This is a genomic window from Nonomuraea angiospora (assembly GCF_014873145.1).
In the GTDB taxonomy this organism is placed as follows: domain Bacteria; phylum Actinomycetota; class Actinomycetes; order Streptosporangiales; family Streptosporangiaceae; genus Nonomuraea; species Nonomuraea angiospora.
On sequence record NZ_JADBEK010000001.1, the window covers coordinates 4,957,644 to 4,970,949 of the forward strand.

Here is a 13,306-nt window from a genome sequence, read left to right on the forward strand (position 1 = left end):
CAGCAAAAAGCCCGGCTCCATCGCGGAAGCCGGGCTTCGTCATGCTTGTGGAGCTATGGGGATTCGAACCCCAGACCTCCTCCATGCCATGGAGGCGCGCTACCAACTGCGCTATAGCCCCTGGTCACCGCTCCGAGTCCACCCGTTGCGGCGCTCCGAGAGCATATAGCCATCCGCGCCCATTCGCCTAATCGGAGCGCGCCGGTCGTACGGCCCCCGAGCCGTACGAACTCGCTATGCCTCGGCCTCCGGCCGGTCGTCGCTGCGAACGGGCTCGGGCAGCGTCCCGGCGTTGTGCTCCAGCAACCGCCAGCCCCTGCGCCCCTCCTGCAACACCGACCACGAGCAGTTGCCCAGCCCGCCCAGCGCCGGCCAGAGCTGCTCGGGCAGCCCGAGCAGCTCGCAGATGCCGAGCCGCAGCGCGGCCCCGTGGGAGGCCACGACCAGCAGGCCGTCGTCGTCGAGCTTGGCCGCCCAGCGCCGCATGGCGCCGGCCACTCTGGTGGCCACGTCGGCGACGGGCTCTCCACCCGGCGCCTCCCAGGCCACGTACTCCTCGGGCCAGCGCGAGGCGATCTCGTCGCGCGTGAGCCCTTCCCATTCGCCGCCCCCGCGCTCGCGGAGGTCCTTGTCCACGTTCACGTCCAGCCCGACGACCCGCGCGAGCGCCAGCGCCGTGTCGTTGGCGCGCTGGAGATCGGACGAGACGATCAGGGTGGGCCGCAGGGAGGCCAGCAACGACGCCGCCCTGGCGGCCTGCGCGATGCCGGTCTCGTCGAGGGGGATGTCGGAGTGCCCCTGAAATCGCTGCTCGACGTTCCACAAGGTCTGCCCGTGCCGGAGGCAGACGATCCTCTTGCTCATGCGGAACGCTCGGGCTCGAGATGGAGGAGCCCGCTCACGCGCGTGCCCGCTGGAGGTTGGCCTGCATGACGCTCTCCGGCAGCGAGATGGCCGGGCAGTCCTTCCACAGGCGCTCGAGCGCGTAGAACGTGCGGTCTTCCTCGTGCTGGACGTGCACGACGATGTCGATGTAGTCGAGCAGCACCCAGCGGCCCTCGCGCTCGCCCTCTCGGCGCACGGGCTTGGCGTCGGCCTCGGCGCGCAGCCGCTCCTCGATCTCGTCGACGATGGCGCGTACCTGGCGGTCGTTGGTGGCGGAGCAGAGCAGGAAGGCGTCGGTGATGACGAGCTGTTCGCTCACGTCGTATGCGAGGATGTCATCGGCCAGCTTGTCCGCCGCGGCTTCCGCAGCGATGCGCACGAGCTGGACGGATCTGTCGGATGCGGTCACGATGCGGGTCTGTCCTCCTGTGTCGGCAGCATGCCTATACGTTGAGGGTACCCTTCCGGGCCGAAACCCCTCACCTACGGCACGGAGACCGTCATCCTTCCGCGTGATACAGCCCCCGCTTGTTGATGTACTGGACGATTCCGTCCGGCACCAGATACCAAATCGGCTCACCCTTGGCGACACGTTGCCGGCACTCGGACGACGAGATGGCCAGTGCGGGAATTTCCAGCAACGTCACCCGCCCCTCCGGCAGCCCGGGATCGTGGAGCGTGTGCCCCGGACGGGTACAACCGACGAAATGGGCCAGCTCGAACAGCTCGTCCGCGTTCTGCCAGTCCAGGATGGCGCCTAGAGCGTCCGCGCCGGTGATGAAGTACAGCTCAACCCCAGGACCGTAAATTTCCGAAATATCACGCAAAGTATCGATGGTGAACGTCGGCCCCGGGCGATCCACGTCCACCCTGCTCACCGAGAACCGGGGATTGGACGCGGTCGCGATGACCGTCATCAGATAGCGGTCCTCCGCGGCCGACACCTCGCGCTCGGCCTTCTGGTACGGCCGCCCGGTCGGCACGAACACGACTTCGTCCAGGTCGAAGTGGTGGGCCACCTCGCTGGCGGCCACCAAGTGGCCGTGGTGGATGGGATCGAACGTCCCACCCATCACTCCGACTCGCCGCTTCCCCTGCACACCAGGAGCATTCATCATGAAACGGACCTTACGCGGACCTTGTACCACAACATGATGGCACCCCCCTTGGTGATGACCGCGCATCGCTCCCGTTGCGGACGTAGCATGCCGGGCATGACGACCACCCCGGACCGCAACCGCGTCCAACTGCCCGGCATCTCGTCCCGAGCCTACGAACACCCCGCAGACCGGTCCGCCCTGGTCGCTCTGCGTAAGCTGAGTGGGTTCGACACGGTTCTCAAGCAGATGTCCGGTCTCATCAGCGAGCGCCGCCTGCGCCTGATGTACCTGGCGTCAGCCGTGCGCGTGAGCGAGACCCAGTTCCGCTCCGTCTACGACATGGGCCGCGACGCCGCCTACACGCTCGACCTGCACCGGATCCCCGAGATCTACATCCAGCAGGATCCGCAGGTCCAGGCCAAGGCCATCGGCTTCGACGACCCGTTCATCGTCGTGACCACCGGTCTGCTCAACCTCATGAACGAGGAGGAGCAGCGCTTCGTCATCGGCCACGAGACCGCCCACATCCTGTCGGGACACGCGGTCTACCGGACGATGCTCGACATCCTCACCCGCCTCGCCACCCGCGTCGCGTGGATTCCGCTCGGCTACATCGGCCTGCGCGCGATCGTCGCGGGCCTGGAGGAGTGGTATCGCAAGTCGGAGCTGTCCTCCGACCGCGGCGGCCTGCTCGTCGGCCAGGACCCCGAGGCGGCCAAGAGGGCGCTGATGAAGCTCGCCGGCGGCGACTACACCCACGAGATGAACATCGAGGCGTTCCTGGAGCAGTACCAGGAATACGACACCGCGGGCGACCTGCGCGACGGCTTCCTCAAGGTGCTCAACCTGCTCGGCACGACCCACCCGTTCGCGGTGGTGCGCGTGGCCGAGCTGGACAAGTGGCAGCGCAGCGGCGAGTACGAGCGCATCATCGGCGGGGACTACCCGCGCAGGGAGGACGACCCCAACGCACGAGTGACCGACGAGATCAAGGCCGCGGCCGAGTCCTACCGCGCGTCCTGGTCCCAGTCGCAGGACCCGTTCATCGGCGTCCTGCGCGACGTGGCCGAGGGCGCGGTCAACGCGGGCGAGCGCATCTTCAACCGCTTCTCGCGCCGCGACGGCGGCCAGGGCTGACCGGCCGCACCGCCGTACGCGGCCGATCAGCTTGATCGGCCGTGAAAACCGCCGCGGCCCCGCCGAGGGACAGCGGCGGCAAAGCTTCGGCCTGCCTTGGAGCGCGGCAGGTCAGAGCAGGAGAGCGATGGCGCGCACGGCGGCCGCGCACAGGGCGACGAACCCGCCCAGCACGGCCAGTGCGCGTAGCCCTTCCCGACGCAGATCGGGCAGCCGATGCCCGATCCGCTCGATCTCGCGCCCGGCGAAGCCTCCGCACAGCATCCCGAACACCACGCCCGCCACCGTCACGGGCGCGGGCTGCTGCCACCAGTCGGAGTCGATCACTCCGCCGCCGGTCACCCAGAGCGCGCCGCCCGAGGCCAGCGCGACCGGCACGCCCGGCCACACGCCGGCGGTGGCGGCCGCCCCGACCAGGGCGACCGGGAAGAGCAGCACGCGCAGCGCCACCCGCGTACGTCGCGAGCTGCGGTTTCTGACCAGCCAGTGGCTCATCCAGAGCGTCCTGGTCAGCACCACGAACACCGTGGTGATGGCGATGGAGGCGATCGGCCAGATCACCGAGGTCACCACGCACGGCACGGCGAGCACGGCCAGCATCAGCAGGGCGCCGTTGCCCGCGGGCAGCGTGGTGGCCGACTCCGCCCTGAGCCCGGCCTTCCTGCGCACCTGAGGCCGGCTCCGCACGGCCGCCGCCGCGCGCTGGCGCGGCGCGGCGGTCATTTTGGAGCGCGCGAGAGCGGACTTCCCGTCCGCCGCGCCCGTGCGCCCGCGCGGCGCGGGCACCTCGGCGCGGCTGCGCACCGCGGCGCCCTTCCCATCGGTGCCGGTACGGCTGCGCGCCGCGGCGCCCTTGCCGTCGGCGCGGACGGCCGAGCCCTTCGTGTCGGGGTTCGCCCGGGTGCGCGGCGCGGGCACCTTACTGTCGGTGTTCGCCCGACTCCGGGCGGATTTCTCCTCGGGGGTGGCGCGGCCCGTCTTGGCCTCCTCCGAGGGCCCGGCGGCGGTCTCCGGCTCGGCCGCGCTGGTGGCTCTGGCCAGCCGCGACAGCCGATCGGCCAGCAACGCCGCCGTGGGGCGCTTGCCGGGCTCCCTGTTGAGCGCGGCGCGTACCAGCGGCAGCAGCTCCACGGGCACGCCCTTGAGGTCGGCCTGCCCGTTCAGCACCGCGTACATCTGCGCCTCGGCCGTCCCCCGCCCGAACGCCGGCCGCCCCGTCGCCGCGAACGCCACCGTCGCCGCCCAGGCGTGTATGTCGGCGGGCGAGTCGACCTGCTCGTCGGCGAAGATCTCCGGCGCGGTGTAGCCGGGCGTGCCGAGGAACGTGCCGGTCATGGTGAGCCGGGTCGCGTCGAGCACCTGCGCGATGCCGAAGTCGATGAGCACGGGCCCCTCGGAGCCCATGATGATGTTGCCCGGCTTGAGGTCCCGGTGCACGACCCCGGCCGCGTGAATGATCGCCAGGGCCGCGGCGATGCCCTGCGCCAGGTCCACCAGGTCGGCGACGTCGAGCGCGCCGCTCTGGCGTACGCGGTCGAGGAGCGTGGCGCCCTGGATGTACTCCATGACCAGGTACGGGCGGGCACAGCTCAGGTCGGCGTCGAGCACCTTGGCCACGTACGGGCTCTCGACCCTGCGCAGCGCCCGGACCTCGCGCTCCAGCCGGACACGGGAGGTCTCATCCTCGGCCAGGTCGTGCAGGACCTTGAGAGCGACGCTCTCGCCCCGGCGGGTGGTCGCGAGGTAGACCTCGCCCATGCCGCCCCGACCGAGCCGCTCGACCAGGGTGTACGGCCCGATTTTGCCGAGCTTGCTCACCGTCCCTCCCCGCCCGGCGCGCCCATAAGGGACCTAACCCTAGCGCTGGGACGCCTGTCGACGCTTGAGGCACGCCGAAGGATTATCGGCGAGTGTGATCCGAGAGCATGGTGTCGAGCCGGGCCGTGGGCTCGTCCGACAGCTGCCTGCGTCCCTTCCTGCGCCAGTGGACGTGTCCGCGGCTCTCGAGCCAGAGCAGCAGCCGGTCGGCGCCGAACAGCACGACCGCCGAGAAGACGAGGGCGATGACAATCTCCATGCCTCTCAGTCAACCTGCGCTCCGCTGCGCCGGTCAGGCCGACACGCCGATCAACCGGCCACCACCGTGCCCTCTGACGTGCGCAAATGCCCCTCACCGGTGTAGATCCACTTGGTGGAGGTGAGCTCGGGCAGCCCCATCGGGCCGCGCGCGTGGAGCTTCTGCGTGGAGATGCCGATCTCCGCCCCGAACCCGAACTCCCCGCCGTCGGTGAACCTCGTCGAGGCGTTGACCGCCACGGCCGCCGAGTCGACCAGCGTCACGAACCTGCGCGCCGCCCGCTGCGACCTGGTGACGATGGCGTCGGTGTGGCCGGAGCCGTACTTCCTGATGTGGGCCACCGCCTCCTCCAGCGAGCCGACGACCGCGGCGGCGATGTCGAGCGAGAGGTATTCGGCGTAGAAGTCGTCCTCGGTGACGGGCACGACGCCGGAGCCGTACCCGGCGATGCGGTCGTCACCGTGCACGGTCACGCCCGCCTCGGCGAGCGCCGCCAGCGCCCGGGGGACGAAAGCGGCGGCGACGTCCTCGTGGACGAGGAACGTCTCGGCCGCGTTGCACACCGACGGCCGCTGCGCCTTGGCGTTGACCAGGATCTGCACGGCCAGGTCGACGTCGGCCTCGGCGTCCACGTAGACGTGGCAGTTTCCGACGCCGGTCTCGATCACCGGCACCGTGGACTCCTCCACCACCGAGTTGATCAGCGAGGCGCCGCCGCGCGGGATCAGCACGTCGACCAGGCCGCGGGCGCGCATGAGCTCCTTGACCGAGTCGCGGGTCTGCCCCGGCACGAGCTGGACGGCTCCGGCGGGCACCTCGGTGCCCTCCAGCGCGTCCTGCATGACCTTCACCAGGGCCGTGTTGGAGGAGTAGGCGCTGGAGGAGCCCCTCAGCAGCACCGCGTTGCCGCTCTTGAGGCAGAGCGCGGCGGCGTCGACGGTGACGTTGGGGCGGCCCTCGTAGATGATGCCGATGACGCCGAGCGGCACCCTGAGCTGGCGCAGCTCCAGGCCGTTGGGCAGGGTGCCGCCGCGTACGACCTCGCCGACCGGGTCGGGCAGGTCGGCCACCTGGCGCACCGCCTCGGCGATGGCGGCGACCCTGGCCTCGTCGAGCCGAAGCCGATCGATCATCGCCTCGGAAGTGCCCTGCGCCCTGGCCTGATCGACGTCCTTGGCGTTGGCCTCGACGATCTCCGCCGCGTGCGCGACCAGGGCGTCGGCCACGGCACGCAGCGCCCGGTCCTTCGGCGCCCGCGGCAGCGGGGCCAGCTCGGCAGCCGCCTCTCGCGCCGCCTGGGCCACCTTCAAGAACTCTGCGCTCATGGCTACGCTCCGCTCCGCTGTTCGGGACTCTCCGAGTCCCGCTCTTCCCTCGTCACTCCGGTCGCTCCGCTCCCTGCGCTCCTCAGTCCAGAGCGGGACGAGCCCCTCACGCTCATGGCTACGATCCGCTCTTCCCTCGTCACGCCGACCGGACGACTAGTTGTGGGCTTCCAGTATGACGATGTCGTCACGGTGGATCAGCTCACGCTCATATTCCGGACCAAGGGCGCTCGCCAACTCCCTGGTGGAGCGGCCGAGCAGCCCCGGGATCTCGGTGGCGTCGAAGTTGACCAGCCCCCGAGCCACCACGCCCCCCTGAGGCCCGCACAGATCCACCGGATCGCCCGCCGCGAACTCACCCTCCACGGACGTCACCCCCGCGGGCAGCAGCGACTTGCGCCGCCCCACGATGGCCTCCACCGCCCCCTGGTCGAGGTGGAGGCGGCCGCGCCCGGTGGTGGCGTGCGCGAGCCACAGCAGCCGCGTGCCGGGGTGGCGGCCCCCCGGGTGGAAATAGGTTCCGACGTCGGCTCCACCGAGCGCCTGGGCGGCGTGAGCGGCCGCCGTGAGCACCACGGGAACTCCCGCCCCCGTGGCGATCCTGGCGGCCTGCACCTTGGTCACCATGCCGCCGGTGCCCACCGCCGCGCCGTTCTTCCCGAGCTCGACGCCGACCAGGTCTTCCGGCCCGCGGATCTCCGACAGGCGCTGGGAGCCGCTGCGGCTCGGCGGGCCGTCGTACAGGGCGTCGACGTCCGACAGCAGCACGAGCGCGTCGGCGTGGATCAGGTGCGCCACCAGGGCCGCCAGCCGGTCGTTGTCGCCGAAGCGGATCTCGTCGGTGGCCACGGTGTCGTTCTCGTTGACGATGGGCACGATGCCCAGCTCCAGCAGGCGCGCGAGCGTGCGCTGGGCGTTGGCGTGGTGGGCGCGCCGCATCATGTCGTCGGCGGTCAGCAGCACCTGGCCCACGCGCAGGGAGTAGCGGGCGAAGGAGGAGGTGTAGCGGGCGACGAGCACACCCTGCCCGACGGACGCCGCCGCCTGCTGGGTGGCCAGGTCGCGTGGTCGCGCGGTCAGCCCGAGCGGGCCGAGGCCCGCCGCGATCGCCCCGGAGGAGACCAGGACGATCTGGGTCCCCGTACGGCGCCGCGCCGCCAGCACGTCCACAAGGGCGTCGACCCGATCGACGTCGATCGTGCCCTGGGGGGTGGTGAGCGAGGAGGAGCCGACCTTGACAACGACCTTCGACGCTGAGCTGATCTGTTCCCGCACGTCTGGCAGCCTATCCGAGCCCCGAGAGCCCTTCGCTCGCGGAGCCCGGCGGGGTACGGCCCGCCGACCCTCCACGCCGAGCGCACCCGAACGTCGGCCGGTGCGTGGCGCTCCTATACGAGGCGGTTGTCGGACCCTCGCGGGCCCTGCCGTACGGACTCGGCGCTGAGCGTGGGCTGCCAGTCGAAGACGTAGCCGCCCTCCATCGGCCCGATGACCACCTCGGCGCCGGCGGTGGCGCCGGCCTTGGCCAGCTCCGCCTCCACGCCGAGCCGTTCGAGCCGGTCGGCGAGGTATCCCACGGCCTCGTCGTTGCTGAAGTCCGTCTGCCTGATCCACCGCTCCGGCTTCTCGCCCGTGATCTGGAACAGGTTCTCGTTGACCCGCCGCACCCGGAACCCGGTGTCGCCGAGCTGCTTGGGCCTGATGACCAGCCTGGTGGGCTCCTCGATCGGCTTCTGGGCCCTGGCCGCGGCGACCCATTCGCCCATCGCGTACGTGAGCTCCCGCAGCCCGTCGTGCGTGGCCGCGGAGATCGTGAACACCCGCAGCCCCCGCGCCTCGAACTCGGGCGTGACCAGCTCGGCCAGCTCCCGCGCGTCGGGCACGTCCGCCTTGTTCAGCACGACCAGCCGGGGCCGGTCCTCCAGCTTCCCGTACGCGTGCAGCTCCGACTCGATGACCTCGTAGTCCGTGATCGGGTCGCGCCCGGGCTCCATGGTGGCGCAGTCGATGACGTGCACGAGCATGTCGCAGCGCTCGACGTGGCGCAGGAACTCGTGCCCGAGCCCCTTCCCCTGCGAGGCCCCGGGGATCAGGCCGGGCACGTCGGCGACGGTGAACACGGTCTCCCCCGCGGTCACCACCCCCAGGTTGGGGATCAAGGTCGTGAACGGGTAATCCGCGATCTTGGGCTTGGCCGCGCTCAGGGCGGCGATCAGCGAGGACTTGCCGGCGCTCGGGAACCCGACCAGCGCCACGTCCGCCACGCTCTTGAGCTCCAGCATGACGTCGAGCGCGTCCCCGGGCTCCCCGAGCAGCGCGAACCCGGGCGCCTTCCGCTTGGTCGTGGCGAGGGCGGCGTTACCCAGGCCGCCGTGCCCGCCCTCGGCGATGACGTACCGCGTGCCGACGCCCACGAGGTCGACCAGCACCTCACCCGTGGAGGCGTTCTTCACCACGGTGCCGTTGGGCACGGGCAGGATCACGTCCGCGCCGTTGGCCCCGTCCCGGTTGGAGCCCTGCCCCTGCTTGCCGTTCTCGGCCTTGCGGTGCGGCCGGCGGTGGTATTCGAGCAGCGTCGCCGTGTTGGGGTCGACCTCGAGGACGACGTCACCGCCCCGGCCGCCGTTGCCGCCGTCGGGGCCGCCGAGCGGCTTGAACTTCTCCCGATGGATGGAGGCGCACCCGTTCCCCCCATCACCGGCGCCGATATGAAGGACCACCTGGTCCACAAAGTCCGGCACTCTGCACTCCTCCACACCCGCCGCCCACCGGCGGAAGTCAGCCAAAAGCAAAGGGGCGGATCGACACCGCGATCCACCCCTCTGGCAAGAAAACCCAAGGTCTACGGAGAGGAAGAACCCCTACTCCGCGACGGGAACGATGCTCACGGCCCGCCGGCCGCGCTTGACACCGAACTGCACGTGACCGGCCGCCAGCGCGAACAGCGTGTCATCGCCGCCACGCCCCACGTTGTCGCCGGGGTGGAAGTGGGTGCCACGCTGACGGACGATGATCTCGCCCGCGTTGACCAGCTGGCCGCCGAAGCGCTTGACGCCCAGGCGCTGAGCGTTGGAGTCACGACCGTTCCGGGTGGACGACGCGCCCTTCTTGTGTGCCATCTCTCAAACTCCCGTTCAGGCCTGGTCGATACCGGTGATCTTGACCTGGGTGTACCGCTGACGGTGACCCTGGCGCTTCTTGTAACCGGTCTTGTTCTTGTACTTGAGGATCCGGATCTTCGGGCCCTTGGTCTCGCCGAGGATCTCGGCGCTGACCGTGAACTTGCCCGCCTCCGTGGTCACATCGCCGTCGTTGACGACGAGCACCGTCGGCAGCGAAACCGAAGAGCCGACCTCGCCGGCGACCTTGTCCACCTCGAGGACGTCACCGACGGAGACCTTCTGCTGCCTGCCGCCGCAACGAACGATCGCGTACACCGCGGAACCCTTCTACTGACTCACTGTTGTCTCGTACATCAGCCGCCCCATCGAGAGGCGGCCGCCGAATGCTGCGCCTGTCATTCGGCCTGTCTCAAACCGACGAACCGAGTAAGCGCGCCAACAGGGCACGTCACCTGACGCACCGATACACCAGGGTACCGGATTAACGGTGCCCTAGGCGAACCGGACGGAACGTCGGAAGCCTGCCGAGAACTACTCGGCCGACTTGGCTCGGCGCGAGCGTCGCCGCCCTCTGCCGGAAGTCTGGCTGGCCTGGTCGTCCTCAGCCGGGACGTCTTCAAGCGCACCGGTCACCGTATCACGGCTCGAGGTGTCCTTGGCCGCGGAAACCTTGTCGGAGACCGCCTTCTCGATGGCCATCTTCCCCTGCGTGCCGCGCGGCTCGGGCTTCGGCTCGACCGGCTCCGTGGAGACGAGCAGGCCACGCCCGTTGCAGCACTCGCACGGCGTGGAGAAGGCCTCCAGCAGCCCCTGTCCGACCCGCTTACGCGTCATCTGGACCAGACCCAGCGAGGTGACCTCGGCCACCTGGTGCTTGGTCCTGTCGCGGGCCAGGCACTCCAGCAGCCGCCGCAGCACCAGGTCACGGTTGGACTCCAGCACCATGTCGATGAAGTCGATCACGATGATGCCGCCGATGTCGCGCAGCCTGAGCTGGCGCACGATCTCCTCGGCCGCCTCGAGGTTGTTCCGGGTGACGGTCTCCTCGAGGTTGCCGCCCTGCCCGGTGAACTTGCCGGTGTTGACGTCGACGACGGTCATCGCCTCGGTACGGTCGATCACCAGCGAGCCGCCGCTGGGCAGCCACACCTTGCGCTCGAGCGCCTTGCCGAGCTGCTCGTCGATCCGGTAGTGCTCGAACACGTCGCCCTGGTCGCCGTCCCACCGCGCCAGGCGCTCGCCCAGGTGCGGGGCGACGTACTTGACGTAGTCGTCCACCGTGTCCCAGGCGTCGGCGCCCTGCACGATCAGCGAGGTGAAGTCCTCGTTGAAGACGTCGCGCACGACCCGGATCGTGAGATCGGGCTCGGCGGACAGCAGCTCGGGCGGGCTGGCCGACTTGGCCTTCTTCTGGATGCTCTCCCACTGGGCGGACAGGCGGGCCACGTCGCGCGCCAGTTCGTCCTCGGAGGCGCCCTCCGCGGCGGTACGCACGATCACGCCGGCGTTCTCCGGCATGACCTTCTTCAGGATGCTCTTGAGCCGCGTGCGCTCCTTGTCGGGCAGCTTGCGGCTGATGCCGGTCATCGACCCGTCCGGCACGTAGACGAGGTATCGCCCGGGCAGGCTGATCTGGGACGTGAGCCGGGCGCCCTTGTGCCCGATCGGGTCCTTCGTGACCTGTACGAGCACCGACTGGCCCGACTTCAGCGCCGACTCGATGCGCTTGGGCTGGCCCTCCAGCCCGGCGGTGTCGAAGTTGACCTCTCCGGCGTACAGGACGGCGTTCCTGCCCTTGCCGATGTCCACGAACGCCGCCTCCATCGAGGGCAGCACGTTCTGGACCTTGCCGAGGTAGACGTTGCCGACGTAGGACTGGCTGGCCTCGCGGTTGACGTAGTGCTCGACGAGCACGCCGTCCTCCAGGACCGCGATCTGCGTACGGTCGCCGTGGCGGCGCACCACCATCATCCGGTCGACGGACTCGCGGCGGGCCAGGAACTCCGACTCCGTGATGATCGGCGGACGCCTGCGCCCCAGCTCGCGCCCCTCGCGGCGGCGCTGCTTCTTGGCCTCCAGCCGGGTGGAGCCGCGCACGCTCTGCACGCCGTCGGTCGCGGTCTCCAGCGTGCTGCTGCGGCCCGCGCGCGGCGCGCGGATGCGCACCACCGTGTTCGGCGGGTCGTCGCTGGCCGGCTCGGCGCCCTCGTCGGAGCCCCGGCGGCGACGGCGACGGCGGCGGCGCGAGGTGGAGGACTCCTCGTCGTTGGCGCCCTCGTCGGCCTGCTCCTCCTCGGACTCCTCGTCCTGCTCCTCGCCTTCCTCGCCCTCGTCACGCTCGCGCGACTTGCCGCGGCCCCGGCCGCCCCGCCTGCGGCGGCGACGACGGCCCGCGCCCTCTTCCTCCTCCTGCTCGTCGGAGGTGTCGAGGTCGGTCTCGTCCTCTACCGCGGACTCGTCGACCGGCTCCTCGATCTCCTCGGGCTCAGGAGCGGGCTGCGGCGCCTCGGCCCGCCGGGTGACGGCGGGCTTGGCCTGGCTGGGGTCGGGCGCCTGGAACAGCGGCGCGAAGATCGCCGCCGGCCGCTGGAACGCGGTGCCGGGCTCGGCCGGCGTGCGCGCGGCGAACCCGAACGGGTCGGACAGCAGGCTCGGCCGTACGGGCTCCTCGTCGAGGTCCTCGCCGGCAGGCTCGTCGTCCAGGGGCTCGTTGTCGGGCAGGATCTCCAGGATGTCCTCATCCTCGGCCGCCTGGGCATCACCGGCGCGCTCGGCGTCGGCCTGCCCACCGTCGGCACGGGCCGCCTGGGCGCCACCGGCGCGTGCAGCCTCAGCACCACCGGCGCGTGCGGCCTCGGCGGTCGCCTGGGCGCCGGCGGCGGGTGCCGTCCCGGCGCTCGGCGTGGTCGTCGCGGCCGGGCCCTCGCTCGCGGCGGCCTTCTCGGAGTCGGCCACCGCCCCCACAGCGCCTGCGACGGCCTCCTCGACGGCCTCTTCCGCCTTCTTGCGCGTCCTGCGCCGCTTCACCGGCTCGGCGGCCTCGGCGGCCGGCTCCTCCACGGGGGAGGCGGCCTCCGCCTCGGCCTCGGCGGCCTTCTTCGTCGTGCGGCGCCGCGTCGTCGTGGCGGTGGACCGGGTCCGCGTGGTCCTCTTGGGCTTCTCCTCGACCGCCTCAGCGACGGCCTCGGCCGCGGCCGCCTCGACCGGGCTCTCCGGCGCGGCCGCCTCGACCGGGCTCTCCGGCGCGGCCGCCGCAGCGGCCTCCGGCGCGGGCGCGGCGGAGATGATCTCGGGCGCGGGCTCTCCCGCCGCGCGCTGCGCGGCGGTGCTCTGCACCGGTTGTACGTCAGCCACGGACGGCGCGGCCTGCGCCGCGACAGTGGTGACCGGAACGTGGACAGGCTCCTCCGGCTCCGGCGGCGGACCCGCCGGGCGGCTGGCGGAGCGGCGACGTGGGGTCACCTCGGGCTGTTCAATTGTCTCCCCGTCAGGGCCAATGGCCCCGGCGTTGGGCTCGTTCTCGAGCATGCGGGCGCTCTCCCGTCAGCTCCCGGGCGCGTCGCCGCGCCGCGCAGGAGCTCTCGTGTCTCGTTGTCCGCCAACGCCCCCGATGAGGGGGTGTCGGCGCCAAGTCCTGTCAGCGGTCGTGCCCCGCTCACG

12 protein-coding genes and 1 tRNA gene are annotated in these 13,306 nt (G+C 71.0%); 1 reads left to right on the forward strand and 12 read right to left on the reverse strand.

Going from position 1 to position 13,306, the window contains the following annotated elements:
* Positions 1 to 48: 48 nt before the first annotated feature.
* From H4W80_RS22375 to nadD, 4 genes are all read right to left on the reverse strand, one after another.
* Positions 49 to 121: transfer RNA gene (locus H4W80_RS22375), tRNA-Ala, on the reverse strand.
* Positions 122 to 234: 113 nt separating this feature from the next.
* Positions 235 to 864: a histidine phosphatase family protein gene (locus tag H4W80_RS22380; protein ID WP_192786885.1), complete on the reverse strand. Its 630-nt coding sequence runs from the start codon at positions 862 to 864 to the stop codon at positions 235 to 237.
* 34 nt (positions 865 to 898) lie between these two features.
* A complete protein-coding gene (gene rsfS / locus H4W80_RS22385) occupies positions 899 to 1,294 on the reverse strand; it encodes a ribosome silencing factor (RefSeq protein WP_192786886.1) in 396 nt (131 codons plus the stop codon).
* A gap of 91 nt (positions 1,295 to 1,385) precedes the next feature.
* Complete coding sequence (gene nadD / locus H4W80_RS22390; protein WP_192793669.1) at positions 1,386 to 2,003, reverse strand: nicotinate-nucleotide adenylyltransferase; 618 nt, start codon at positions 2,001 to 2,003, stop codon at positions 1,386 to 1,388.
* Positions 2,004 to 2,090: 87 nt separating this feature from the next.
* Between nadD and H4W80_RS22395 the strand changes: the two genes are divergently transcribed.
* Positions 2,091 to 3,122 carry a M48 family metallopeptidase gene (locus H4W80_RS22395; protein WP_378526859.1) on the forward strand — a complete coding sequence of 344 codons (1,032 nt, stop codon included), beginning with the start codon at positions 2,091 to 2,093 and terminating at the stop codon, positions 3,120 to 3,122.
* A 111-nt stretch (positions 3,123 to 3,233) separates the two neighbouring features.
* On the opposite strand, the gene H4W80_RS22400 is transcribed toward H4W80_RS22395, so the two are convergent.
* The 8 genes from H4W80_RS22400 to H4W80_RS22435 form a co-directional block, all read right to left on the reverse strand.
* A complete protein-coding gene (locus H4W80_RS22400; protein WP_192786888.1) occupies positions 3,234 to 4,940 on the reverse strand; it encodes a serine/threonine-protein kinase in 1,707 nt (568 codons plus the stop codon).
* Positions 4,941 to 5,022: 82 nt separating this feature from the next.
* Entirely contained in the window at positions 5,023 to 5,199 is a 177-nt protein-coding gene (locus H4W80_RS22405) for a hypothetical protein (protein ID WP_192786889.1), read from the reverse strand.
* Between the two features lie 50 nt (positions 5,200 to 5,249).
* Entirely contained in the window at positions 5,250 to 6,524 is a 1,275-nt protein-coding gene (locus tag H4W80_RS22410; protein ID WP_192786890.1) for a glutamate-5-semialdehyde dehydrogenase, read from the reverse strand.
* A gap of 156 nt (positions 6,525 to 6,680) precedes the next feature.
* Entirely contained in the window at positions 6,681 to 7,799 is a 1,119-nt protein-coding gene (gene proB, locus H4W80_RS22415) for a glutamate 5-kinase (protein WP_378526860.1), read from the reverse strand.
* A 113-nt stretch (positions 7,800 to 7,912) separates the two neighbouring features.
* On the reverse strand, positions 7,913 to 9,265 hold the full coding sequence (gene obgE, locus H4W80_RS22420; RefSeq protein WP_192786891.1) for a GTPase ObgE: 1,353 nt from the start codon (positions 9,263 to 9,265) through the stop codon (positions 7,913 to 7,915).
* Between the two features lie 120 nt (positions 9,266 to 9,385).
* Complete coding sequence (gene rpmA, locus H4W80_RS22425) at positions 9,386 to 9,643, reverse strand: 50S ribosomal protein L27 (RefSeq protein WP_012893687.1); 258 nt, start codon at positions 9,641 to 9,643, stop codon at positions 9,386 to 9,388.
* Positions 9,644 to 9,658: 15 nt separating this feature from the next.
* Positions 9,659 to 9,961, reverse strand: coding sequence for a 50S ribosomal protein L21 (gene rplU / locus H4W80_RS22430; protein ID WP_049575732.1), 303 nt, complete (start codon positions 9,959 to 9,961; stop codon positions 9,659 to 9,661).
* A 216-nt stretch (positions 9,962 to 10,177) separates the two neighbouring features.
* Positions 10,178 to 13,174, reverse strand: a complete 2,997-nt coding sequence (locus H4W80_RS22435; RefSeq protein WP_192786892.1) for an Rne/Rng family ribonuclease — start codon at positions 13,172 to 13,174, stop codon at positions 10,178 to 10,180.
* Positions 13,175 to 13,306: the final 132 nt, after the last annotated feature.

Bases quoted from the DNA above. Each gene is read 5' to 3' on its own strand.
- H4W80_RS22380 (WP_192786885.1), bottom strand. From the start codon at position 864: ATGAGCAAGAGGATCGTCTGCCTCCGGCACGGGCAGACCTTGTGGAAC.
- nadD (WP_192793669.1), bottom strand. From the start codon at position 2,003: ATGATGAATGCTCCTGGTGTGCAGGGGAAGCGGCGAGTCGGAGTGATG.
- H4W80_RS22395 (WP_378526859.1), top strand. From the start codon at position 2,091: ATGCCGGGCATGACGACCACCCCGGACCGCAACCGCGTCCAACTGCCC.
- H4W80_RS22405 (WP_192786889.1), bottom strand. From the start codon at position 5,199: ATGGAGATTGTCATCGCCCTCGTCTTCTCGGCGGTCGTGCTGTTCGGC.
- H4W80_RS22410 (WP_192786890.1), bottom strand. From the start codon at position 6,524: ATGAGCGCAGAGTTCTTGAAGGTGGCCCAGGCGGCGCGAGAGGCGGCT.
- rpmA (WP_012893687.1), bottom strand. From the start codon at position 9,643: ATGGCACACAAGAAGGGCGCGTCGTCCACCCGGAACGGTCGTGACTCC.
- H4W80_RS22435 (WP_192786892.1), bottom strand. From the start codon at position 13,174: ATGCTCGAGAACGAGCCCAACGCCGGGGCCATTGGCCCTGACGGGGAG.